General features: G+C 33.3%; 20 protein-coding genes. 16 read left to right on the top strand and 4 right to left on the bottom strand.

What is annotated here, in order from left to right; all coding sequences use genetic code 11:
- Positions 1-75: 75 nt before the first annotated feature.
- Positions 76-1,644, bottom strand: coding sequence for a hypothetical protein (locus CXF54_RS02225; RefSeq protein WP_157823373.1), 1,569 nt, complete (start codon positions 1,642-1,644; stop codon positions 76-78).
- A 206-nt stretch (positions 1,645-1,850) separates the two neighbouring features.
- Between CXF54_RS02225 and CXF54_RS02220 the strand changes: the two genes are divergently transcribed.
- Positions 1,851-3,404, top strand: a complete 1,554-nt coding sequence (locus CXF54_RS02220; protein ID WP_101202541.1) for an FMN-binding glutamate synthase family protein — start codon at positions 1,851-1,853, stop codon at positions 3,402-3,404.
- A gap of 250 nt (positions 3,405-3,654) precedes the next feature.
- Here the strand turns inward: CXF54_RS02220 and CXF54_RS02215 are convergent, their stop codons facing one another.
- Complete coding sequence (locus CXF54_RS02215) at positions 3,655-5,412, bottom strand: carboxypeptidase-like regulatory domain-containing protein (protein WP_101202282.1); 1,758 nt, start codon at positions 5,410-5,412, stop codon at positions 3,655-3,657.
- 302 nt (positions 5,413-5,714) lie between these two features.
- Here CXF54_RS02215 and CXF54_RS02210 point away from each other — a divergent pair, with 302 nt between their 5' ends.
- Positions 5,715-6,233 carry a hypothetical protein gene (locus CXF54_RS02210; protein WP_101202540.1) on the top strand — a complete coding sequence of 173 codons (519 nt, stop codon included), beginning with the start codon at positions 5,715-5,717 and terminating at the stop codon, positions 6,231-6,233.
- Between the two features lie 87 nt (positions 6,234-6,320).
- Here the strand turns inward: CXF54_RS02210 and CXF54_RS02205 are convergent, their stop codons facing one another.
- On the bottom strand, positions 6,321-7,238 hold the full coding sequence (locus CXF54_RS02205) for a patatin family protein (RefSeq protein WP_090842065.1): 918 nt from the start codon (positions 7,236-7,238) through the stop codon (positions 6,321-6,323).
- Position 7,239: 1 nt separating this feature from the next.
- A complete protein-coding gene (locus CXF54_RS02200) occupies positions 7,240-9,297 on the bottom strand; it encodes a M1 family metallopeptidase (RefSeq protein WP_101202281.1) in 2,058 nt (685 codons plus the stop codon).
- Positions 9,298-10,357: 1,060 nt separating this feature from the next.
- Here CXF54_RS02200 and recG point away from each other — a divergent pair.
- The 14 genes from recG (at position 10,358) to CXF54_RS02130 (ending at position 25,169) form a co-directional block, all read left to right on the top strand.
- Complete coding sequence (recG, locus tag CXF54_RS02195) at positions 10,358-12,460, top strand: ATP-dependent DNA helicase RecG (RefSeq protein WP_101202539.1); 2,103 nt, start codon at positions 10,358-10,360, stop codon at positions 12,458-12,460.
- A gap of 4 nt (positions 12,461-12,464) precedes the next feature.
- Complete coding sequence (locus tag CXF54_RS02190) at positions 12,465-13,535, top strand: flavin monoamine oxidase family protein (RefSeq protein WP_101202280.1); 1,071 nt, start codon at positions 12,465-12,467, stop codon at positions 13,533-13,535.
- Between the two features lie 1,116 nt (positions 13,536-14,651).
- Positions 14,652-15,233, top strand: coding sequence for a tRNA-(ms[2]io[6]A)-hydroxylase (locus CXF54_RS02185; RefSeq protein WP_090842059.1), 582 nt, complete (start codon positions 14,652-14,654; stop codon positions 15,231-15,233).
- Positions 15,234-15,303: 70 nt separating this feature from the next.
- Positions 15,304-15,957, top strand: coding sequence for a thiaminase II (gene tenA, locus CXF54_RS02180; RefSeq protein ID WP_101202279.1), 654 nt, complete (start codon positions 15,304-15,306; stop codon positions 15,955-15,957).
- On the top strand, positions 15,945-16,757 hold the full coding sequence (gene thiD, locus CXF54_RS02175) for a bifunctional hydroxymethylpyrimidine kinase/phosphomethylpyrimidine kinase (protein ID WP_101202278.1): 813 nt from the start codon (positions 15,945-15,947) through the stop codon (positions 16,755-16,757). The genes tenA and thiD overlap by 13 nt, the downstream gene beginning before the upstream one ends.
- A gap of 451 nt (positions 16,758-17,208) precedes the next feature.
- Entirely contained in the window at positions 17,209-17,781 is a 573-nt protein-coding gene (locus CXF54_RS02170; RefSeq protein ID WP_101202277.1) for a hypothetical protein, read from the top strand.
- Between the two features lie 125 nt (positions 17,782-17,906).
- Positions 17,907-18,329 (top strand): hypothetical protein, encoded by a 423-nt coding sequence (locus CXF54_RS02165; RefSeq protein WP_101202276.1) that lies wholly within the window; start codon positions 17,907-17,909, stop codon positions 18,327-18,329.
- A 185-nt stretch (positions 18,330-18,514) separates the two neighbouring features.
- Positions 18,515-20,173 (top strand): erythromycin esterase family protein, encoded by a 1,659-nt coding sequence (locus tag CXF54_RS02160; protein WP_157823372.1) that lies wholly within the window; start codon positions 18,515-18,517, stop codon positions 20,171-20,173.
- 91 nt (positions 20,174-20,264) lie between these two features.
- Entirely contained in the window at positions 20,265-20,642 is a 378-nt protein-coding gene (locus CXF54_RS02155) for a VF530 family DNA-binding protein (protein ID WP_101202274.1), read from the top strand.
- Between the two features lie 11 nt (positions 20,643-20,653).
- Entirely contained in the window at positions 20,654-21,073 is a 420-nt protein-coding gene (locus CXF54_RS02150; protein ID WP_101202273.1) for a hypothetical protein, read from the top strand.
- A gap of 83 nt (positions 21,074-21,156) precedes the next feature.
- Entirely contained in the window at positions 21,157-21,519 is a 363-nt protein-coding gene (locus tag CXF54_RS02145) for a hypothetical protein (RefSeq protein ID WP_101202272.1), read from the top strand.
- A 78-nt stretch (positions 21,520-21,597) separates the two neighbouring features.
- Positions 21,598-22,824 (top strand): outer membrane beta-barrel protein, encoded by a 1,227-nt coding sequence (locus tag CXF54_RS02140; RefSeq protein ID WP_101202271.1) that lies wholly within the window; start codon positions 21,598-21,600, stop codon positions 22,822-22,824.
- Positions 22,825-23,092: 268 nt separating this feature from the next.
- The gene (locus tag CXF54_RS02135) at positions 23,093-23,503 is read left to right on the top strand and encodes a hypothetical protein (protein ID WP_101202538.1); all 411 of its coding nucleotides are present in this window, start codon (positions 23,093-23,095) and stop codon (positions 23,501-23,503) included.
- A 700-nt stretch (positions 23,504-24,203) separates the two neighbouring features.
- Positions 24,204-25,169, top strand: a complete 966-nt coding sequence (locus CXF54_RS02130) for a transglutaminase domain-containing protein (RefSeq protein WP_101202270.1) — start codon at positions 24,204-24,206, stop codon at positions 25,167-25,169.
- Positions 25,170-25,187 lie beyond the last annotated feature (18 nt).

Here is a 25,187-nt window from a genome sequence, read left to right as displayed (position 1 = left end):
CTTGTTTTTTTAAGGTTACAAAAATAGTTAATGTAACCGTTTTAACCCCTTGTATTTGTTAATAATTATAAACAATTACTCATCTTTTGTACCATCTCCTGCCATAGCAGAGATTAAACCTGCTTGTGTGTTTTTCCAAACAAAATTAAAAATAGACTTTGTACTATCTCTAGTCACTGTTTTAGTATCGCTATCTCTAAAGTTATCCGGCTGATTACTACTGTTTTTAGATACAAAAAGATTAATTATTCCGGAAAGCAGCTTGTTTTTCTCTTTCCCATTATCTTTAAGAATGATAATATCAAAATTAGTATACTTCGTCTTTAAATTTACTGTGGATGTGTTAGAATTTCCATCAATGGTAAAATAAGTCTTAATCAAATCACCTTCTAGCTTTAAATTTAAATTGGGTTGCATAAACGGATTTAAGTCGGCAGCTTTTAGTTTTCCCAATTCTGCTTTAAACACAAAATTGTCAGTTTTATTAGCAACATCAAAAGCCCAATTAACAGCAAGAGGAGTACTTTCCATGAAAATACAATCTAAAGCAATTGTTGTTTGATTTGGCAACTGATAACCATTGCCTACGTTTTTTAATTGCCCATTAAAGCGTTTAAAGTGCAATTGACCCGCATCATGATCCTGTTTTACTTTTTCTTTATAAATGATTGCACCATCTACTATATCCACTTGCTTGACTTGTAACTTAAAGTCCAAATCTCTTAACATTTTACTGTACAGCGGTTTTAGCGTCAAATCATCAACAACCAATTTATCACGATAAATATTAAATACGGGCAAGTTAATAACTAGTTTATCACTTGAAAACCCATTGATTTTTTTGTTTTCAAACGTAACCTTTTGGTTCTGAATTTCTATTTTTGGGATTCTCAAATCAAAATGATCACGTTCTGTTGTAATCACTTTAGAAAATTCTTCTTTTGTATAATTCGTCTTTAGACTAAATCCCTCTATGCTAACATTGTTATTATCTAGTGTAAAGTCGTCCACAGTAATTGTTTCAAAAACACCTACTTTATATTTTAAATTAGTACCATTTAAAATTGAATTGTTAAATACAAAAGGTACTTTGGAGTCAGAGTTTGGGTCCATTAAAAATTCAGTAATAGCAAAATCAAGTTTTTCTGCTTTAACAATTAACGAATCATTAGCACGATCAAAAATGACTAGATTAGCATTACTTATTGTCAAATTATCTGCATGTAACACCTGCTTTAAATTATCCATTACAGATTGACCACCTGTCTCAGTACTCACTAAAGCATTATGATAATACGTAATTTTTGGATCTTTAAAATCAATAGTTTTAACCGCTATTTTATTGTTAATCATATAATCCCAATAACTAAACCCAGAAACAGAAAACGTCGTCATAGCAATTGTAGCATTGACTTTACCTGTTGTTTTTCCTGTGACTTTAAGACTAGGGGCTTCCAAATTAATATGCCCAGTTAAAAGGTTTAACTCTATATCCTGATAATCTAAAGCCATAGATTCTGGTAAATTAACGACAGCAGCTTTTATTTTGTTTTTTACTATTGCTTGCCCTACAAACAACAAAACTGTTGAAACTAAGACACAAAGGGCTATTATTAGTGTTATTTTCTTTCTTTTTTGACTCATATTATAAAGATAACCGATAGATCCTAAATACCAATTTTTTACAAATATCTTAACATCAGTAGTACCTACCGTCTACTTAAGGGATTACAATCCTCTAAAACCAGAGTAATAAAGTGTTAAAACAATGGTCATTTACTATTTTATAAAACTAATTAGCTTGTAATTATAGATAATCCTTATTTTTGATGAAACCTTTGATTAAAAATATGGATACATTTATAAACTTAATTTCAAATATTTCTTGGTGGCTTTGGATAATTATAGTACTTGTTCTTGTTGCTGTACGAGACATTTTTCAGAAAAAACACACCATTAGTCATAACTTTCCAATAGTTGGTCATTTTAGATATATGCTGGAAAAAATTGGTCCAGAATTAAGACAATATCTTGTTGCTAACAACAGGGAAGAGCTACCATTTAACCGTATTGAACGTGGTTGGATTTATGCTTCTGCAAAAAAAGAAAACAACTATGAAGGTTTTGGTACAGACCGCGATATTTATGCACATCAACACATATTTATAAATAATGCCATGATGCCTTATAAGGTTGCAGATTCGCATCCACACGCTACAGATAAATCGTTTTTACCTTGTGCTAAAGTTATGGGAGAACATAGTAAACGTAAAAAACCGTTTAGACCGGGTTCTATAATTAATGTCTCAGCGATGAGTTTTGGCTCGCTTTCCGCGAAAGCGGTAGAATCTCTAAACAAAGGGGTTAAAATAGCAGGCGCTTACCATAATACTGGAGAAGGTGGTTTATCTCCTTATCACAGTCATGGTGGAGATGTCGTGTTTCATTTTGGAACAGGTTATTTTGGTGTTCGTGGAAAAGACGGTGGTTTTTCTATGGAGAAAATGGTAAAATTAGTCGAAGACAATCCTTTTGTTAGAGCTATAGAAGTTAAACTATCTCAAGGTGCAAAACCTGGAAAAGGTGGCGTATTACCTGGTGCCAAAATAACACCAGAAATTGCAAAAATTAGAGGTGTTGAAGTTGGAAAAGACGTCCTATCGCCTCCTAATCATAAAGCGTTTTCTAACGTACCTGAATTAGTAGATTTTATTGAAGCTATTGCTGAAAAAACAGGACTACCTGTTGGTATTAAAGCTGCTATTGGAAAGCTAGAACAATGGGAAGAATTAGCAGATATTATGGTTAAAACTGGAAAAGGTCCAGATTTTATTACCGTTGACGGTGGTGAAGGTGGTACTGGTGCTGCCCCTCCAAGTTTTGCCGATCATGTTAGTTTACCATGGGTGTATGGTTTTGGGGATTTATATAAATTATTTCAGAGTAAAGGCTTAAGCGAGCGTATTGTATTTATTGGTAGTGGTAAATTAGGTTTCCCTGCCAAAGCAGCAATGGCGTTTGCAATGGGTGCCGATTGTATTAATGTAGCACGTGAAGCTATGATGAGTATTGGTTGTATCCAAGCGCAAGTTTGCCATACTAACACGTGCCCAAGTGGTGTTGCTACGCAAAGTAAATGGTTACAAAATGGTATTGATCCGACTTTAAAATCCGAACGTCTAGCACAATATTTTAGCACATTTAGAAAAGAGTTTGTCGAAATTACGCATGCTGCAGGATATGAACATCCATGCGAATTTAAAATGACTGATATTGAAGTTAATGTAGATGATCACAATTTATCAAAAGAATTGGATAGTACTTATGGTTACACCAAAACAGTAGTTCCGTTTAACGGAATACAAAGTTTAAAGGATTGTAAATATTTAGGAGGAAAAGCTTAAATCAAACTATTACAAACTAAAAAAGAGGCTTCAACTGAAGCCTCTTTTTTTTACATAAATTTGAGTTTTATTTTTAATTTATCGACTATCCTTTTCTTAATTTATTTACAATTAGACTGTCATCTTAAAAACAGCCAAAGGGTTATTATGTTTAACTCTTTGAAAAGTTTCGACTACGCTCAACCTGACATTGCGGTTTTAATTTACTTATAATAATTATGTTATTATTAATTAAACTCAAACTATAACACTAATTATCTCTTAATACATGTATGGCTGCGGATAAGGACTTAACTACGCCATTATTATCTGTATAACTTCCTGTAATTGTAATATCTATATACTGTCCTACTGTTCCAAAATTTGTAATTGTAGATGCTAATGTATTCGGCACACCGTGATCTATATTCAGGCTGTTTAGCTCAATTCCAATATATGAAGAACCATTATCTGGATGCGTCCCTAAAGTAGTTGTACTTCCACTTATTAAAATACTTTCCCCAATATCGTTCTGACCACCAATACTTACAGAAGTCGAACTCCAAGAATCTGCAGTAATATTACTTAAAAAGTAGTCTACAGGATCATTATCTACTTGAAGTGTAATATATTCTGACACTGCGTTACAAGCTATTATATTTCCAACATCGGCACTTCCAAAATTATACGAGATAGTATCCGTTTCCTGAAACGTATCGTAGTCTACACCTTCTAAACTAAAACTTGTTAAGGCAGCACACTGAATAACAGATAACGTGAAATCGCCATTAGTTACAGGTACCGATGCTAATTGATTGCCATAAATTATTGAAGCATAACCATTAGTTACATTTGTGTTTGCACAGTTAACTAAAGTACCACTAATTACAGTTGCTGTAACAGATGGTAATACTAAACTATAATTAGTATCTGCTGAAAAAGAACCGATGTTAGACGAAAACACCTCAACACCACATGGATCAAATGCTTTTAAAGTAAAGGCTTCGTTTATTGGAACAAAACCACAAATATTACCATCGCCATTAGTAAAAGCCGTTCTTCCATTAACTGCATTACTTTCAATAAGTTTAATATCAAGATTAGCTAATGGATTATTATTAGCATCCACAGCATTTATACATAAAATTACCGCAGGAAATGGCGCATCCCAGTTCCACCATGAAAAATGAGAAACTTCTCCTTGATACTTTCCGCCAACCAATGTTGCTTCTCCATCTTCCATCCAGACACCAGAAACCTCATCAAAATGCCATAATGGAATTGTTGCTGGTGCTACTCCGTTTTGTGCTGGATTTATAGGCAACTCTATTTGTGCCACACTTCCATCTGCAATATTCAATTTTTCCCCTGAAGCGCCTTTTAATTCTACATTTAACATCCCGTAAGACACTAAAACACGTTCTTCCCCATTAGCATTTTCCGCCTGTAAGTTCCCTGGCATAATTGCTTCGATCGCAGGGTTAGACGTTTCTAAGTGATACATGTAAACATCTACATTTCCTGAATAAGCATTCCCGTTTTCATCTTTAAAAGCACCATCAAAACTCACTTTAGCGCCATTACTTAATGTAACCTCACTACTACTACCCGATGCTACTGTGCTTACTAGAGTTTCTGCTACAAGCATAATATTAATCATATTGGTTCCCGAAGTTGGCACTACAGATCGCATTCCTTTTAAATAACCAGGTTTTTGCGCTGTAATAAATCCCAATCGCTCTTTAACAGAAACATCATTAATTACAAACATTCCATTATTATCTGTAATTGCTGTTTTATTACCTATTGTAATATTTACATTATCTAAAGGTATAGAAGACTGATCTACAATACGTCCCATAAAATCTCGTTGAATATTAGAACCAAAATCTATTTGAGAATTCCCTGACGTACCTTCTGGCACTTCTGGCATATCAACAGATTCGTTAGGATTACAAGATGTCAATACCATCATTAGCATGACCATTACACCAAGTATTAATTTAAAGTTTGCGTTTAAAGTTTTCATAATTTAAAGTTTTAACTGTTTAGAATTTATCATTTATATAGTTATATAAACTGATATTGATTTCTGTTACCCCTTGAGACCATGTTTTTATGATTTATTTTAAAATAAGCACCTAGACCTAACAGCTAACCTATTGTAAAACAGAAACAACAATTCAAAAATAGCTAACAATACTTTTTTTAAACCCTGCTAATTTATTATCGACCGTCTTCATTCTATTAAAAACAGTTTTGATTCCATTATCGGTTTTCTTGTACAATAATTTAAAAGACATTATGTTTGTTATACTAAACAAACAACTTATGGAAGAACAATTATTAAATGTCGTCATGTATTCTGTCCCTTCAATCATCACAGGGGTTATAGCTTATCTTTTTTTTAGAGAACACATGCAGAACGAAGAAGAGCGTCGTAAATTTAATATTGTAAAAACCCTTAGTAAAGAGTCTTTACCGGTAAGACTTCAGGCTTATGAGCGTTTAGCACTGTTTTTAGAACGTATATCTCCAAACAAATTATTGTTACGTGTAGCACCGTTATCATCGGACAAACAATCTTACGAAGACTTATTAATAAAAAGTATCGAGCAAGAATTTGAGCACAACCTATCACAACAAATTTATTTAAGCGACGACTGTTGGACTATAGTTACCGCATCTAAAAGTGCAACTATACAATTAATTAGAAAAGTAAGCATGAGCGAAAAAATAGACTCTGCAAGTAAACTTAGAGAAGCTATTTTAAACGAAATGCTTGACAAAGCAGCACCAAGTAATGCCGGTTTACATTATATTAAAAAGGAAGTTGCGGAAATCTGGTAACCAAATTTTACAAAAAAATAAAAAAGCCCTATCAAACTATAGGGCTTTTTTTATGTACATAGTGCATCAATACAATGCAATTACACTTTATTTAATGGGTACAGTAGAGCTATACTCATCATGATTTTCATATTTACCTTGCGCATACAAATACCCTTGTAACCACCACTCTTCCATCAGTTTCTTATTAAAAATCAATGAGTTTTCTGTTAACTTAGTTGGTGTATAATATAGGTTTAGCTTCACATTTCTGTGTTTTGCAGCCAATTTTCCAATTGCAATATCCCCTTTTTCTACTTGATCTAATAAATGCCCAAATAGGTTAATCATTAACGAAAACGGGTTTTTGCCCAACACCTTGTTGTATTCCAAATTTTCGCTTTCTAAAACTATAGCATCCACTTCTGTAGCGCCACGCAAAATAGCTTCTCTTATTGGTATTACACAACCTAAACCACCATCTGCATACTCAAAACCATCTTTTATTGCCAATGACATAAACGGAATATAATTGCACGAAATCCAAACCCACTCGCAAAACTCCTCGTAGCTATAATCGTTAATAGACTTATACTCCACTCGGTTTTTAGATAAATTAGTAACCGTAACCACAACATCTTCTTTAGTGGCTTTAATTGTATCATATTCAGCTTTAGTAAAATGCTCTTTAATATGTTTTTTTAGGTTTTTACTTTCTCCAAAAGTTCGTTTTCGTTTAATAAATTGCAAGGCAGTATTAAAATAGTTAATCGACACATACTCTCTATCGCCTTTTTTCTTAACCACAAATGGATTAATACTAAAAATCGAATTCTGATTAACATGTGTATAAATATCGTAAAGCTTACCAATATTACCGGTAGCCAAATGCGGAATTAACAAACTTCCTGTAGATGTTCCCAAAAACATATCATACTGTTTTCCTTCTTGTTCAATTAAATGTTGCGCAACACCACCTGCAAATGCACCTTTACTTCCTCCTCCAGATATGACTAATGCTTTCAAATTATTGTTTTTGGTTATCCTGCAAATTACTAATTATAGATTTATATTTTTCATTTTCAGATAACAAATCTACAAGTTGCTTAGCAAAACTCTTGAAACGCCAATTATGGTGCTTCGTCGCCTCTAAAAGATTTGTCAAAGCAACAGGATTAAACACACCCAAGCTAGACAAGGTTTCAAAAGCATTTTGTCGTCTTGAAAAGGGTTGCGTAGGATTTGTATAACCTACTAATTCATTAAAAAAAGCTTCCGTTTTATCTTGCTCATACTCTGGTGTAGCAATAGCTAGAGCCAACCATAAGATTCTAATATTATAATTATTAAAACCGTAAATCGTCTTTGTTTGCTCTAAATATAGGTTTCGCTTACGCGGAAAATTGGCCCATAGGTTATACAATGCTGCTTCAATGGTAATATAAGAAGCATCATTAAGCAACCCTTCATACTGCTTTTGATATTTTAAAGGAACCGTTCTCAAGCCTAAAGCCAAAGTTTGTCTTAACTGAATTTGGTCCGAATTAAACGCCTCTAAAATTAAATCGTCAGAAGTAGGATACTCTGGTTTTGATAACGCTTCCTCTAAAACCGAAACTTGAATAGCATGAAACCCTTGAGGTAAAGTTGTAATTAAGCTAGACGGAATGTAATTATCATCTGCATCAGTCCTGTAACTTAAATATGGGTTAGTCTGCTTGGTTATTAAAAACGAAGCGGTTTCATTGTCTTCTAAACTGGCTATCATTTGTCCCTCCAACAATGCAGGAGATTTTAACCAACGGTCCACAAATAACGTTAAGTCTTTTCCCGATTGTTTTTCTACTTCAGTTATAAAACTAGAAGTCTCAACATTTTTAAACGCATAACGGGTTAAGTAATCCTCTACAGCCTTTTTAAAGGCTCTGTCACCCACTTTTTCTCGTAAAACATGTAAAGCCCAAGCACCCTTTTTGTAAAACGTTGTACTGCTAGATTTTGGATTTAATAGCGCAGTACCATCTCCTGCTTCTTCTTGTGCTTTTAATTCTACATAATACTCATAAAGCCTATTGTAGTAATACGCATCTCCAAATAGATCTCGCTCTGCCAAAAGCGCGTAATACGTTGCAAAACCCTCCTGCAACCAATGGTGCGTCCCCGAAGTTTCCGTAACCAAATCTCCAAACCATTGGTGCGCCAATTCATGCGCATTTACATTAACGTAGTTTTTATCTATAAAACTAGTGTTGTCAATCATAAAATCGTCACTAAAAATAGTGCAACTCGTATTTTCCATTCCTGAATACAAAAAATCTTTTACCGGTACTTGCTTATAGTTTTGCCAAGGATAAGGTACACCAATTTCGTTTTCTAAAAAATCAAACATTTGTTTGGTATAGCGGTATGTCGGCTCAATTTTAGCAGAATCTTCTGGATAATAATACAATTGTATAGGTATTCCGCTTTTGGATGTAATTACCTTTTGTTCATATTTACCAATGGCTAACGCGACAAGATAACTTGACATTGGTTTTTGCATGTCGTAGTGCCAAGTGGTTGTTGAGTCGTTACTAATTTTATCGATTAATACACCGTTAGCAATAACCTGATAGTCTTTATCATAAGTAATTGACAAGTCAAATTCGATTTTATCATTCATATCATCAATACTAGGTAACCAATGACTTGTATACTTACCTTGTCCCTGGGTCCAGATTTGATGAGAGTTTTCTTTTTCAGTAAAGTAGAGCGCTTTTTTAGGCTTTACTGTATACTCGATATTTAACTCATGATACGAATTAGCTTCAAATTGTGGTTTATATATAATTTGCTTTCCGTCATACTCAAAATCAAGATCGTAATGGTCATCATAAAAATTGTTGATTTCAATGTTTACCGCGTCAATCATTAAAGAATCAAACGGCTTCAAGGCTTTATAAATATATTTAGCTTTCCCTTTAACAGTATTGTCTTTTTCAAAACTAACTTCAGCTTTAATAGATATAAAATCAATAAATTCAGTTTGTTGCGCTTTCGCGGAAAGACATAAAAACGTAATAAATAGCACTAAAAAGTATCTCATAAATAAATTTAAACAAGGATTAGACCAAAATACAATTTTTTGTAACGTGTTAACTCCTCTTTCTTTTGATTTCCTTTAAAGGGGAAACAAAATTCATTCATCTCTTTACAAAAAGAAGAGAATTGATTTGCAGCAAGATCTTTATTGTATTCATTGATCTTGTCCTCTTTTTTTGAAAACAACCGTCAGTTCGAGTGCTTCGACCTTAGGAGAAGTGTATCGAGACCCCATAATACTTTTAATGCTTCTCGATACAATTTGCTCATGCTTCACAAATCACTCGAAGTGACGCTACGAAATAAAACACAATAACAAGCACAAGACGTCAGTTCGAGTGCCTTGACGAAGGAAAGGTGTATCGAGAACTCTACTTTCTTATAAATACTTCTCGATACAATTTGCTCATGCTTCACAAAGCACTCGAAGTGACGATACGCAGTAAAACATACAATAATAAGCAGAACGCGTCAGTTCGAATGCCTTGACGAAGGAAAGGTGTATCGAGAACTCTACTTTCTTATAAATACTTCTCTATACAATTTGCTCATGCTTCACAAATCACTCGAAGTGACGCTATGCAATAAAATAAGCACAATACTAAGCACAACGCGTCAGTTCGAGTGCCTTGACGCAGGAAAGGCGTATCGAGAACTCTACTTTCTTATAAATACTTCTCGATACAATTTGCTCATGCTTTACAAATCACTCGAAGTGACGCTATGCAATAAAATAAGCACAATAACAAGCACAAGACGTCAGTTGGAGTGCCTTGACGCAGGAAAGGTGTGTCGAGAACTCTACTTTCTTATAAATACTTCTCTATACAATTTGCTCATGCTTCACAAATCACTCGAAGTGACGCTACGAAATAAAATAAGCACAATACTAAGCACAACGCATCAGTTCGAGTGCCTTGACACAGGAAAGGTGTATCGAGAACCAAACACTTTCTAAACTTTTATAAAAACCAACAATTCCTTAAACCAAAATCAACTAAAGCAAGACAATGCCAATCGATTTAACTTTCTCTTTAAATCAAAATGCATTAATTTCGTTGTCTATGAGTACTAACTTACAAACTCCAATAGATTACCTAAAAGGCGTCGGACCAAATCGTGCAGATTTATTGCGCAAGGAGTTGGGTATTCACACCTATCAAGATTTAATAAATCTGTTTCCAAACAGATATTTAGATCGTACAAAATATTACAAAATCAACCAATTATTACCCAATGCTGCCGAGGTGCAAATTATTGGTAAAATCACAAAATTTGAAGAGATTGCTCAGAAAAGAGGCAAGCGATTAGTTGCTACTTTTAAGGACGAAACTGGCACCATGGAATTGGTATGGTTTAGAGGTCAAAAATGGATTAAGGAAGCTTTAAAATTAAACGCAACTTATGTCATTTTCGGAAAAACAAACTTGTTTGCAAACAAGTATAATATGCCGCATCCTGACATCGAATTACTAACCGAACATCAGGCAAATTTGCGAAGTGCAATGCAAGCCATTTACCCTTCAACTGAGAAGTTATCTAACAGAGGAATTAGCAATCGCGTGATGACAAAAATAATGCAAAATTTGTTCCTTGAAACCAAAGGAAGATTTGTTGAAACCTTGTCCGAAAAACTGCTCTCAGAAAACAAATTAATTTCGAAATCTGAAGCCCTTTTAAATGTTCATTTTCCGAAGGATCAAACAGCACTTTCTAAAGCCGAATTCAGACTAAAATTTGAAGAGTTATTTTACATACAATTACAATTAATTCTTAAAAATTTAATTCATAAAACTAAGATTAAAGGATTCCCTTTTGAAACCGTTGGCGCACATTTTAATACGTTTTTCAAAAACCATTTACCGTTTGAATTAACCAATGCGCAGAAGCGTGTATTAAAAGAAATCAGAGCAGATTTAGGTAGTAATGCACAAATGAACCGTCTTTTACAAGGTGATGTTGGCTCCGGAAAGACCATAGTGGCATTAATGTCAATGTTAATAGCGGTTGACAACGGTTTTCAAGCTTGCTTAATGGCACCGACTGAAATTTTGTCAGTACAACACTATAACGGATTATTAGAACTATGTAACGATTTAGAAATCAGTATTAAACTACTTACAGGTTCAAGTAAAACTTCAGAACGAAGAGAGATACACAAAATGTTAGAAAGTGGCGAATTAGACATCCTAATAGGTACACATGCTGTTTTAGAAGACAAGGTTAAATTTAACAATTTAGGACTCGCAATTATTGACGAGCAACACCGTTTTGGAGTCAAGCAACGATCTAAGCTTTGGAAAAAAAACACCCTTCCTCCTCACGTTTTGGTCATGACAGCAACTCCAATCCCAAGAACTTTAGCGATGTCTGTTTATGGCGATTTGGACATCTCTGTAATTGACCAATTACCACCCGGAAGACAACCCATAAAAACGGTCCACAGATACGACTCAAATCGACTAAAAGTATTCCGTTTTATTCGCGACGAAATTGCTAAAAAAAGACAAGTGTATATCGTCTATCCTTTGATACAAGAAAGTGCTCAAATGGACTACAAAGATTTGATGGATGGGTACGAAAGTTTGGTGCGCGATTTCCCGATGCCAGAGTATCAAATTTCCATCGTTCATGGCAAAATGAAACCCGCAGATAAGGAGTTTGAAATGCAACGATTTGTTAAAGGCGAAACACAAATTATGGTGGCAACTACAGTTATAGAAGTTGGGGTAAATGTACCCAATGCTTCGGTCATGGTAATTGAAAGTGCAGAGCGTTTTGGACTAGCACAATTACACCAATTAAGAGGTCGTGTTGGACGTGGTGCAGAGCAAAGTTATTGCATCCTAATGACCAGTCATAAATTGTCAGAAAACAGTAAAACACGTGTCCAAACCATGACCAGTACAAATGATGGTTTTGAGATTGCAGAAGTGGATTTACGACTTCGTGGACCAGGAGATATTATGGGGACCCAACAAAGCGGAATTTTAAATTTACGCATTGCAGATATTGTAAAAGATAACGACATTTTGCAACATGCACGCTATTGGGCAAAAGACCTTTTAACTAAAGATCCAAGCTTAAGTAGTCCTGATAATGCAATTATATTAGAAACGTACCGACAAATGAGTAAATATAAAAACATCTGGAACTACATTAGCTAAGTTTATGACTACAAAAAACACTGACGTACTTATTATTGGCGCTGGATTAACGGGCTTAACACTCGCCTATTTACTTAAATCGCTAAACTTAAAGACGACTATAATCGAAGCTAATACACGTGTTGGTGGACGCATTGTAACCAAACGTAATACCAATGAAGCACCAATAGATCTTGGAGCAACATGGCTAGTACCTCAGCAAACAAACGTTTTAAACCTACTAAAATCATTACAAATTGATGTTTTTGAGCAGTTTTACGGTTCGACAGCTATTTATCAACCAGACCCCAGTAAGCAAGCACAACTAGTGTCTTTGCCTAATAATGACTCCGTAAGTTACCGCATCAAAAATGGAACACAAACACTAATTGAAACCTTAACAGACCAATTAGACCAAACAAGTATACACATCGACACTAGCGCTATTTCAATTCAGCTTAAAGCGGAATACCTCGAAGTAAAAACAAATAAGCAGTTGTATCATGCGACCTATGTGGTTTCGACCTTACCTCCTGCCTTATTTAACCAAAACATTAGCCTAACACCAGAATTACCGGAAGTTATCACAGACACCTTATCCAAAACACATACTTGGATGCACAACTCAATTAGAGTCGGTTTTACCTATAAAACTCCTTTTTGGAAACACCCACAAAGCAGCGGAACGATTTATGCTAATTCAGGACCTTTACAAGAGTTTTACGACCATTCTAATGCTGAGCAATCTGTTTATGCGTTAAGTGGGTTTATGAGCTCTAATTTGAGCGATTTAAACAAAGAGCAACGTAAAAATCTAGCTTTAGAGCAATTACAAGGCTATTATGGCGACCAAGCGTTAGCGTTTTTAAATTACGAAGAATACGTTTGGATTGATCAAAAACATACGATTAAACCAGAGAACACCTTTTTAATGCCACAGCAAAATAATGGGCACCCGCTTTATCAAGAACGTTATTTAAATGAAAAACTTTTTATAGCCGGAGCAGAAACTAGCGCTGTGTTTTCTGGAAAAATGGAAGCTGCGGTTAGTAGCGCAATGCATGTTTTTGATTCGCTTAAAGCGGAAATTAATTAATATTTAATTGCTTCTCGATACTATTTGCTCATGCTTCACAAATCACTCGAAGTGACGTGACGCAACAAAACCTGCATAACAGAAATCACACAATAGTAAGCACATCGCATCAGTTCGAGTGCGGCGACCTTAGGAGACGTGTATCGAGAACTCTTTTTAAAATAAGCTTCTCGATACAATTTGTTCATGCTTCTCAAATCACTCGAAGTGACGTGACGCAACATAACCTGCATAACAGAAATCATGCAATAGCAAGCACATCGCGTCAGTTCGAGTACGGCGACCTTAGGAGACGTGCATCGAGAACTCTTTTTAAAATAAGCTTCTCGATACAATTTGCTCATGCTTCACAAATCACTCGAAGTGACGTGACGCAACATAACCTGCATAACAGAAATCACACAATAGCAAGCACATCGCGTCAGTTCGAGTGCGGCAACCTTAGGAGACGTGTATCGAGAACTTTTTTTAAAAAGAGTTCTCGATACAATTTGCTCATGCTTCACAAATCACTCGAAGTGACGTGACGCAACAAAACCTGCATAACAAAAATCACACAATAGCAAGCACATCCCGTCAGTTAGAGTGCGGCGACCTTAGGAGACGAGTATCGAAAACTCTTTTTAAAAAAAGTTCTCAATACAATTTGTTCATGCTTCTCAAATCACTCGAAGTGACGTGACGCAACAAAACCTGCAAAACAGAAATCACACAATAGCAAGTACATCGCGTCAGTTCGAGTGCGGCGACCTTAGGAGACGTGTATCGAGAACTCTTTTTAAAATAAGCTTCTCGATACAATTTGCTCATGCTTCACAAATCACTCGAAGTGACGTGACGCAACAAAACCTGCATAACAAAAATCACAAAATAGCAAGCACATCCCGTCAGTTCGAGTGCGGCGACCTTAGGAGACGTGTATCGAGAACTCTTTTTAAAATAAGCTTCTAAATACAATTTGTTCATGCTTCTCAAATCACTCAAAGTGAAGAAGACAGAAGCAAACCCGTAAAACACTAATCAACTTAAGTGACATTACCTTAAAAGTATAAATTATAATTATCTTTGTGTAACGTATAAAGGCACAATGCCAAAACCTAAAAGCGCACTACAATTATGCTTCACCTTAAATTAGAAACCGATCCACGTTGGGTCACTATCGCCGAGTCTAACATAGAAGAAATCTTGACTGACCACGCCTGGTGCGAGCAAAAAGCAGCGACTAATGCGATTACCATTATTACGCATAACTCGGAAAAAGTAGATTTAGTTACAGAACTTTTAGAGCTAGCTAAAGAAGAACTGGAACACTTTCAAATGGTTCATGAAATTATTAAAAAGCGAGGCTACACATTAGGTCGCGAGCGCAAAGACCATTATGTTAACGAGCTGTATAAGTTTATGAACAAAGGCGGTAGCAGATTACAGTCTATGGTGGATCGTTTATTATTCTCTGCAATGATAGAAGCCCGTAGTTGCGAGCGTTTTAAGCTATTGTCAGAACGCATTAACGACGAAGAGCTTTCTAAATTTTACTACGACTTAATGGTTAGCGAAGCTGGACACTACACAACGTTTATCACTTTTGCTAGAAAATACGGTCAGGATATTGACGTGGATAAACGCTGGCAAGAATTAGTTGAGTTTGAAGGCGAGCTTATAAAAAGCTATGGGAAAAGTGAAGGTATTCATGGGTAACCCTTGCCCAAGTGCTTACTTAAGTTTTCATTTTACAAACCAAATAAACTCGTAAACTAAAAGAATCCCTATGTCAAATTGGTACAACCAAGTTAACCACAAAACAGCACCAATACTTGAAGCGATAAAACAACAACCATTTATAAAACAAATAATGGATGGAACTTTACCACAATCCGTTTTTGAGTTTTATATTAATCAAGACGCTTTATATTTAGCCGAATACAAAAAAAATCTTGCTGCTATCGGCGTCAAGTGTTCTGACAGTAATGAGACTCAGTTTTTTTTAGACGCTGCCACAGGAATTATTGCTGTTGAAAACGCATTACATCACGTTTTCATGAAATCGGTTACGTTTAACAACGTCCCCTCTCCTACTTGCGAGCTTTACACAAGTTACCTAACACGCATCATTAACAACAAAACATTAGAAGAAGGCTTGGCTGCTATCCTACCCTGCTTTACTATTTATAAAGCTATTGGAGATTACATTTTAGAACACCAAACCAACAAACAAAACAATCCGTATCAAGATTGGATCAATACTTATGGCGGAGCCGCTTTTGAAGCATCAGTAAATCAAGCAATAGCTATAGTTAATAAATACGCTGAATCTGCAAATAAAGACGTTTTACATAAAATGGAAGTAACCTTTACAAAAGCCTCTAAATTAGAATGGCTATTCTGGGATAGTGCCTATAACAAAGAACAATGGAAAATATAACTTCTAAATACAACACTGTCTTAACCATTGCAGGAAGCGATTCTGGTGGTTGCGCAGGCATACAAGCCGATATAAAAAGCATTAGCGCTTGCGGTGGATTTGCTACATCTGTCATAACAGCATCAACAGCACAAAACACAACAGGCGTTACCGACATACATCCTATGCCCATTGCACATATCAACAAACAGTTAGATGCTGTTTTAAGCGATATACAATGTCACGCAGTAAAAATAGGCATGTTACATTCTTCAGAAGTTATTAAAGCAGTAAGTAAAAAATTAGACTTTTATAATATTAAAAACATAGTTATTGACCCAGTAATGATTGCCACTTCTGGTGACAAATTAATCACTGACACTGCCATCAATGATTTAAAACAGTTTTTATCCAAAGCAACGTTAATAACGCCAAACATACCGGAAGCAGAACTACTAATAGGTCACCCTATCCAATTACAAAATTTAGAAGCCACAGCTAAAACTATTGGACAAACATTCCAAACCTCAGTTTTACTTAAAGGAGGCCATTTAGATAATACTACAGATGTCATTACTGATGTTTTATATGTATTAGACAAGGACGATACTGTAATTATCACCAATCCTTGGTATAAAACCAAAAACACGCATGGGACTGGCTGTAGCTTATCGTCAAGCATTGCAACATATTTAAGCTTAAATAATGATTTGGAAACTGCAGTAAAAAAGGGATGTCATTATGTAAATCAAGCCATTTTTAATGGGCAACATAAAGTTTTAGGTCAAGGTAATGGGCCAATAAATCACTTTGGATTATAGTAAATTTAAATCACACAACAGTGTAACACAGTTAAATGACTATCAACTGAGTGTAAAATCATTCAGTATTTTGGAGAATATATTTTATATTAACAAATGCAATACGTGACCCCAAAACAAACTAATTAGTGATAACAATCTACAAGAAGCATTTAAAAAACCGACACTTAATAATGGCACAAAATCTAACTATGGTTTTGGTTGGGTAATTTTATCTGACAATACAGCTATGCACAATGGTAACCGGCTAGCAGCAAACACTTATTATTTAAGAAACACTAAAAAGAAAATGGGTCTCGTACTTTTGGATAATTCTTCAAATATGCTTTTTGACAAGATTATTAAAAATCTAATTAACTAATTTACTTAATAAGTAAGTATGTATTATTTTTTTTGTAATTTAAAGTAAACAAAAGCGCGCTAGCGCTTCTATTTAATAACACCATTAATTATGAAAAACATAATATACATCTTATTCTTAAGCTTAATTTGCGCTTGTAACACGGATGACAACACGGTAACTCCTGAACAAACCAATAAAGTCCTATTACTAAAAGTCGACTTTCTAACTCACCAATTTGAAGGCGGAAAAGAACTTACATTTTCAGGATCAGATAGCTTTACCATTTCATCAACATATAATCCACCAGGAGATTTTGGAGACATACAATTGTATTATAGTGAGTTGAATGAAAAGATTTTTGATGGAACCATTATTTGGTTAGGACTTGGCGAAAGAGCTTACCCAGACACATTAAACACAACCGAAACCTTTACTACCACCACTCAAACTTTGGACTTACCAGAACTTGACTTATTTGAAATAGTAGCCTACGATCCATCGGCATTTTATCCAGAAACTATAGCTTACTCTAATATCTGGAATGCTATCAGTAATTTAGAAGCTGTAACAAACTTCAGAAACTCCAATCCTCAAGGTAAGATTAATCTATTCCTGTACACACCAAGTGTTGGTATCGGAAACCCTGAACAATGGGACTGGTATGTCTATATCAAAAATTAAATGACCAACAATATAAAATACAGATGTACTACTTCTAAATCATACACTATCGATTTTTTAAATTTTGTGTAACAAAATGTAAGTTTTCTCTTCTAATAAAATAAGAACAGAATACATTTAAATAAATGAAGCCAATACACTTTGAAAATAATAAAAACTGGTTGTGGATTACCGTTTTAGTGCTATCCCTAATATTTATTCTTGTTGGTACATTTGAGTTAATAAAATTTGAAAACCCAAAGACAAATAACACTATTAATCTAGTCGGGTATTGTCTGCAAATACTATATTACAGTAACCATTTTTGGAGAAAAAACTATGTCCAATGGAATAAAGCAAACATGATGATAAGGATTAACTCTTGGACAGGAAATAACATCCGTTTTAACACAATAGAAACAACCCAATTAATCGATAAAAAGCTAATTATAACCAAAGATAACGGAGACAAAGTCACTTTTGACATGACTAAAATACAAGAAGCTGATACGCAAAAACTACTAGATATAATCCTTAAAAACACTAGTATTAAGACGGTTAAAAAATAATTTAATAGCTGAGTCAAATAAACCAATGTCCAACTTGCTATTTATTTATTAAATTAGTAACCAAAACACACCTCTACAAAAACGCAATACTACTAGTAATTATGAGAACCATCGCAATAATAGCATCACTATTAATTACAAATTTAATTTTTAGTCAAGAAAACAAGTCTACGTTATGTTTACCTATGTTTAATTCTAATTCGTTTAGCTTTGAACTAGACACATTAGAAAGTTCAGAATCTGATGTATCATACTTAATTGACAAAAATTACCAAATAGATCTAGACGAAACTCAATTTATTGATGGAAAAAAAAGCGTTGGTATAACAGGCTTAAATCAAGATTCTAAAACTTATGCCACACTATCTTTAACAGTCCCAATAAAAATTAAAAAAAACGCTCATATTGTATTGTCCGTTTGGGTAAAAACAGATTCTTTATACGGCGTAAATTCTATTGCAATGTTAAGATTAATGGGGCATCGAGATAAAGACACAGGAACATTCCCTTTATTTAAATTTGGTGAAAAAACACTTAAAGGAAGCGAAGACTGGACTCAAATAACACTTGCTGCTGTTGTAAAAACTGACGAAAATTTTATTGTTTTAAGCGGATTGATGCAAGGAAAAGGCAAAGCTTGGTTTGACAATTTTGAATTAAAAATTGATGGTGAAGACATAAAAAACGTGTCTTTTTTTAAAGACAATAACCAATTAAATACAGTTACTAATACCTTAAGTAAATACATAACTAAAATAGAAGACAATAATTTAGAGCAGGTTTCCAATTTTATTTCCAATCAAAATTCAAAAGTAAGAATAATAGGCTTAGGCGAAGCCACACATGGTACAAGCGAAATTTACAGTTATAAATCAGACCTAATTAAAACTCTAATAAAAAATAACAATGTAACAAAAATAGCTCTAGAGGCTTATTATACAAATACTGAAGATTTAAATACATATATACTAAAAGGAGAAGGAAACTTAAAAAAGATATTAGCAAATATAGGTTTTTGGAGCTATTATACAATTGAGTTTAAAGAACTTGTTATATGGCTAAAGAATTATAACAAAAAAACTAATAATAAAATTATAATTGTTGGGGTAGATTCTCAATCAGGTGGAAATGCACTTAAAATACTAACTGAAAGAACAAAACGAAACACGCATATTTCTAAAATATTAAAAGAATTAAAAAAAGATAGTACAGAAATATCTGATAAAATTAGAATTTCAAACTCTATACTTCAAGAATTAATAAAAACGAACCAAGACAAAAACATTATAATGAATGCTAGAGAACTATCTCAATCGTATTTTGTAAATCAATATAAAGGCTTGAAATACACTAGTGTTCGTGATAGTCTACAAGCTTTTAATATAGGGAATGTTGAAAAAGAATTAGCTTCAGATGAAAAAATGATTTATTGGGCTCACGACCAGCACATTCGAAAAAAACCTAATAGCGCAGGTGGTTTTTTAAATGAAAAATATAAGGATCGCTATGTAAATGTAGGATTCCTTTTGGAAAACGGAAAGTATTCCGCAGTTGACAAAGACACTAAAAAACTTGACTCAGATAATGATTTGAAACTTGTTAAATGTACCTCATTAGAAAATTTGATGGGTAAGTATAATTATCCAACAATTTTATTAAATAGTAAGTCTGCGCTAACTGATCCTTATTTGAAAAATAATTTATTTAATAAACTACTAGTCAAAAGATCGATTGGAGCATTAGAAACAAATTATCAATTTATATCTTTAAATAATGATCCTAATACTTTTTTTGATCTACTTATTTATATTAAAGATTCAAACCCTTCACAGCTTATTAAATAAAAAAAAGCACATACTACTACTAACACACCTTACCAAACCCAAAATAAAAAATCCGTAGTCAAAAACTTGACGCAAAAAAGCATAGACCGTAATGGATATAAAAAACGATCAACAAAACAAGCTAACAGACATAAATAAGCCTTCTGAGCAACCCAACAACACAAGTTTAAATCCTGCTAATAGCAAGGAGTCAAATCAAGAAAAACCGGCTAAACGTATAAGACGACAAGCTACGGAGGCACAATTAAACCATCCATTACATGGCGTAAAGCTAGCTCAGGTTTTAGAGCGTCTAGTAGCGCATTATGGCTGGGCATATCTAGGCGATCGCACCAATATTAATTGTTTTATCTACAACCCTACCATGAAATCAAGTTTAGGCTTTCTACGAAGAACCGCTTGGGCTAGAGAGCATGTAGAGGACTTGTATATGGATATGGTAGAAGAGCGCCAACAGAATAACTCTTAAACAAATAATCAATGACCAAAATTATTATAGAAAGACACTCTGAATGGAATAATAAAGCACGTGAAATCGGAATTTATATAGACAACAAAAAGGTTGGAGTTATAAACGATGGTGACACACAAGAATACCCAACAGAAACCGGAACACACGAGGTTTTCGCAAAAATAGACTGGTGTCGAAGTCAAAAAATAGAAATAAATCTAAACCAAGACGAAACTAAGATACTAACCTTAAGTGGATTTAAATACGGCACTTGGATTATGCCAATATTGCTTGGGCTACTACTTCTTTATTATATTTTGACCTACGTGCTTAATATAAACGCTCCCTTTTTTATGGGACTACCAGCAATTGCTTTTTTATACCCACTGTATTACATAACATTAGGAAAAAACAGATATCTAACCTTAACCGAGAAAAAACAGAACTAAGTTACAACCTATCAAGTTCTAAGTATTTTGACAAAAAGGGTAACAAAAAGAAGAAATTCGACACTAACAGAAAAAGATAAACAATGAAAAAGATAATCTTAGTCCTAATCGGAATTTTAATACTAAGTTGTTCTAAAGAATCAAACACAAAATATGTTACAGATGCTGATAAAGTATTTTTAGTAATCACTGAAAATACAACAGAAAGTGAATTGATAAAAATAGCTTCAGAGTTTAAAACAGTAAAAAACATAAAAGTCGATTTTTCAAAAACGGAATTTTCGGAAAACGGAAAAATTAAAAAACTAAATTTAGAAGTGGATTGCAACGCTAGTTTTAAAGGAAATGCCATTAGTACTGGCGCCATTTTAAAAAGTAAAAACTCAGGGTTTTCAAGAGACTATTCAGAAAATGCTAAAGTCCCGTTTGTTATTGGAGCCATGTAATTTAGATAAACCTTGCCCTAATAACATTTTAATAAAAAAAAATTAAAACAAAAAAACTATTTACAAATAAAAACAATAATGAAAAAACAATTTTTACTTCTATTAATAACATTTATAACCTTTAATTGCTACTCGCAAATTGCTTTTGAAAAAGGATATTATATCGATAGCACCAATCAAAAGACTAATTGTCTTATCAAGAATATTGCGTGGAAAAACAATCCAACTGAAATTGAATATAAACTATCAGAAAATAGCCAACCCAAAAAGCTAACCATTGCTTCAATTAAAGCGTTTGGTATTGATAATATTTCAAAATATGTACGAAGTACTGTAAATATTGACAGATCTAGCCAGGTTGTCCATAATTTAAGTGAGGACAAAAATCCTATATTTGAAGAAGAAGTACTTTTTTTAAAAGTTTTAGTTGAAGGTAAAGCTATTTTATATCAGTATGTTGACAGCAACTTAAACAGATACTTTTATAGTAAAGATGGTTCTAATATTGAACAATTAATCTACAAAAGGTATAAAATCACTGACAATAATAATATAGGCACAAATAATAGATATAAACAACAGTTAGTAGTTGATCTGAAGTGCCCTCTGATTACACTAAGTAAAATTGAAAATGTAGAATACAAAAAAAATGAATTGGTCCGCTTATTTGTAAAATATAATAGCTGTAATAATCAAGAGTTTATCAATTTTGAACAAAAACAAAAAAGAGATTTCTTTAATTTAACAATCAGGCCTCGTTTAAATAGTTCGTCTTTATCAATTCAAAATTCCACATCCGATACCTACAACACTGATTTTGGAAACAAAATAAGTCTAGGTTTTGGAATAGAAGCAGAATACATTTTACCATTTAATAAAAACAAATGGGCAATAGCAATTGAGCCAACCTACCAAAGTTACAAATCAGAAAAAAGAACCAAACAAAATGAGTTTTTAGCGGGCACATTAATAGCAAATGTAAAATACAGTTCAATTGAAGTCCCTTTTACTATTAGACATTATTTCTTTTTAAACAATAATTCAAAATTATTCGTAAATGCGTCCTATACTATTGATTTAAGTTCTAAATCAACAATTGACTTTGTTAGAGACAATGGTACAAACGAAAGTTCTATAGATATTAAAACAAGGGGTAATGCAGCTATAGGGGTAGGTTACAAACAAAATGATAAATATAGCTTAGAGATAAGATATCAAGCCAACCGTGATTTTTTGAAAGACTCTTTAATATGGGAATCTAAATATAATCCATTATCAATAGTATTTGGGTATTCATTATTCTAAAAACTAACATATCAAAACAACTATTTAAACGTCATACTGGCAAAACATAAAACCAATAATAACAATCTGACTAATGAGACAAATAATAATTTTACTAATTATTTTTAATGTGTTTTCTTGTCAAAAGGGAACATTAATAAACAATAAAAGCTAAAAAAAATAGTGTCAGATAAATTACAGCTCAGCAATTACTTTACAAAATAGTATTAAAATAGACATCTACTTAATATTGATTATCTTAAGTTTATTATTGTTAAAAAAAACAAAAATGAATTTACAAAACAAAACGATCACAACCGGATTTATTATTGCTGGATTAATGAATAGTTCTGTGTTAATATTTTCAAGATTCTTTACAAACATGACAATACCTGAATTTGACGCTCAAGTAATGTCTAATTTTGGATTGTTAATGATTTTTATATGGGGATTAGCCTATATTTCTGTTTCAAAAAAGTATAAAAATGTAAAATACCTAATTGCCATATTTTCTATTGAAAAATTTATTTATGGCTCTGTTTGGATTAATTGGATCCTTAACAATAGTATTTCGGATGTTTTTGAAAAAGATGTCATGGCAGGAATATTTTATTCCATTTATGGCATAAATGATTGGTTGTTTTTTCTATTTTTCACTTATGTCTTTATTGGTTTAATAAAAAACAAAAATAGTGCATAAGCCTATAGAACAAGCTAGACTATCAATAAAAAAACTATACTCCCATTTTACAATTACAAGTTAATCCAAGCTCCAAGACACCCCTAACGCCTTTTGTTTATAAAACGGGTATTATTTGTTAATAAGTAACCCAAATTTAAATTTAATATCATTCGGTTTTTGAATATAAAAAATTAACTTCGTGTCAAACAACCAAACCAATTAATTACACTTTTTATTTAAGGTTAGTATTTGTTTACTACAAGCATCATAAAAGTAAATAGGCTTTTTAGTGCATGATTATAAACAGTAACAAAAGGCCTTATATCCATTTAAATACACGGGATATGTGGAATAAAAGTAATTATATCACTAGTTGCCTACAATTGCAAAACTCAATTCAAAACGTGCAATGCCGAATATAAAAACCACTGATTTTAAGCTAGCTTTAATAGTCTTTAGCTAACGTAAAGTACATAGTTAACCAATTCAGAGTTTTAGCCTGATAATGTAAAAAAAATACGTTATTCCGATATTCACTCAGACGTAACAACGACGCAAACCGAATTAGCCTGTTACCCAATAAAATAAAAATTAAAAACTGTAGGCAACACAGCATATAAAAAATTGTTTACTTTAGTGCTTAAGTTATGGAAGTTGCTTATTTACTTACTGCTGAAATTCCTTCGGAATTTCATTGCTCGTAAACACAACTTTCCATATGCAACACGTTGCCACACATATGAAGAAAATCCTGCTTACAATAATATTACTGCTATTTTTCAACATTAGTAATGCACAATCGAATTCAACTCTTGAATTGGCGAAATCAATGAGTAGTTCGACAATTGAAATTTCCGATTTAAATGATTTCGTAGAACAAAAAATATCTGACAAAAAAGAGATAGCGAAATTCTTCTACTATTGGATTAGTTTAAATATTGAATACGACCACGAAACTGCTGATAAAAAAGAATCTGAAACGACACAAGAAGAAATTATAGAATCCGAGAATCCAGTCATTGCATTTAACAACAGAAAAGCAGTTTGTATAGGTTATTCTAATTTGTACAACTTATTTATGGACAACTTTGAAATCGATTGCAAAATAATTACAGGATATGCCAAAACACTCGAAAATCTAACTTTAGAAATTGAACAAGATGGCGAATTCAGACACGCGTGGAACGTGATAAAATTAGATGGTTCTTGGAAATTGGTTGACACAACTTGGGCCAAACAATTTGAAGAAAATATTTCCGATTACTATTTTGACACTAAACCGCAGAGGTTAATTTTATCGCATTATCCCGAGGAAACTAAATGGCAACTGCTTGAGGAACAAATCTCAATAGAGGATTTTAATAAACAACCTTATGTGCATTCATTTTATTTTGATACTGGTTTTGGAGAGTTACCTAAACTAACATTTGATAATCAATATTATTATATCGAATTTCCCAAAAACGCAAGCAATAATTGGTTGACTAAATTAACCTATACATCCGCTAATGTTAAGAACGAATCAATTTTTCCAGATTACGAAGAAAGAGAAAAATCGAACGTTTTTAAATTTCGAAAAAGTGATATTCCACCAAAATCTATTTTGAATGTTGTCGTGACATATTTTGACTGGGAAAAATCAACAAAAGCTGAATATAATGACATCATCAAATATAACTTGTGAGAAATACGTGTGGCAACA

Origin of the sequence: Olleya sp. 1-3, from assembly GCF_002836085.1 — a bacterium.
In the GTDB taxonomy this organism is placed as follows: domain Bacteria; phylum Bacteroidota; class Bacteroidia; order Flavobacteriales; family Flavobacteriaceae; genus Olleya; species Olleya namhaensis.
The sequence above is the reverse complement of the archived record's forward strand: the minus strand, read 5'-3'. Positions and strand labels throughout refer to the sequence as shown.

Bases quoted from the DNA above. Each gene is read 5' to 3' on its own strand.
- CXF54_RS02130 (WP_101202270.1), top strand. From the start codon at position 24,204: ATGCAACACGTTGCCACACATATGAAGAAAATCCTGCTTACAATAATA.
- CXF54_RS02150 (WP_101202273.1), top strand. From the start codon at position 20,654: ATGACCAAAATTATTATAGAAAGACACTCTGAATGGAATAATAAAGCA.
- CXF54_RS02160 (WP_157823372.1), top strand. From the start codon at position 18,515: ATGTTTAATTCTAATTCGTTTAGCTTTGAACTAGACACATTAGAAAGT.
- CXF54_RS02170 (WP_101202277.1), top strand. From the start codon at position 17,209: ATGAAAAACATAATATACATCTTATTCTTAAGCTTAATTTGCGCTTGT.
- CXF54_RS02225 (WP_157823373.1), bottom strand. From the start codon at position 1,644: ATGAGTCAAAAAAGAAAGAAAATAACACTAATAATAGCCCTTTGTGTC.
- CXF54_RS02220 (WP_101202541.1), top strand. From the start codon at position 1,851: ATGGATACATTTATAAACTTAATTTCAAATATTTCTTGGTGGCTTTGG.
- thiD (WP_101202278.1), top strand. From the start codon at position 15,945: ATGGAAAATATAACTTCTAAATACAACACTGTCTTAACCATTGCAGGA.
- CXF54_RS02200 (WP_101202281.1), bottom strand. From the start codon at position 9,297: ATGAGATACTTTTTAGTGCTATTTATTACGTTTTTATGTCTTTCCGCG.
- CXF54_RS02140 (WP_101202271.1), top strand. From the start codon at position 21,598: ATGAAAAAACAATTTTTACTTCTATTAATAACATTTATAACCTTTAAT.
- tenA (WP_101202279.1), top strand. From the start codon at position 15,304: ATGTCAAATTGGTACAACCAAGTTAACCACAAAACAGCACCAATACTT.
- CXF54_RS02165 (WP_101202276.1), top strand. From the start codon at position 17,907: ATGAAGCCAATACACTTTGAAAATAATAAAAACTGGTTGTGGATTACC.
- CXF54_RS02215 (WP_101202282.1), bottom strand. From the start codon at position 5,412: ATGAAAACTTTAAACGCAAACTTTAAATTAATACTTGGTGTAATGGTC.
- CXF54_RS02135 (WP_101202538.1), top strand. From the start codon at position 23,093: ATGAATTTACAAAACAAAACGATCACAACCGGATTTATTATTGCTGGA.
- recG (WP_101202539.1), top strand. From the start codon at position 10,358: ATGAGTACTAACTTACAAACTCCAATAGATTACCTAAAAGGCGTCGGA.
- CXF54_RS02145 (WP_101202272.1), top strand. From the start codon at position 21,157: ATGAAAAAGATAATCTTAGTCCTAATCGGAATTTTAATACTAAGTTGT.
- CXF54_RS02190 (WP_101202280.1), top strand. From the start codon at position 12,465: ATGACTACAAAAAACACTGACGTACTTATTATTGGCGCTGGATTAACG.
- CXF54_RS02210 (WP_101202540.1), top strand. From the start codon at position 5,715: ATGGAAGAACAATTATTAAATGTCGTCATGTATTCTGTCCCTTCAATC.
- CXF54_RS02185 (WP_090842059.1), top strand. From the start codon at position 14,652: ATGCTTCACCTTAAATTAGAAACCGATCCACGTTGGGTCACTATCGCC.
- CXF54_RS02155 (WP_101202274.1), top strand. From the start codon at position 20,265: ATGGATATAAAAAACGATCAACAAAACAAGCTAACAGACATAAATAAG.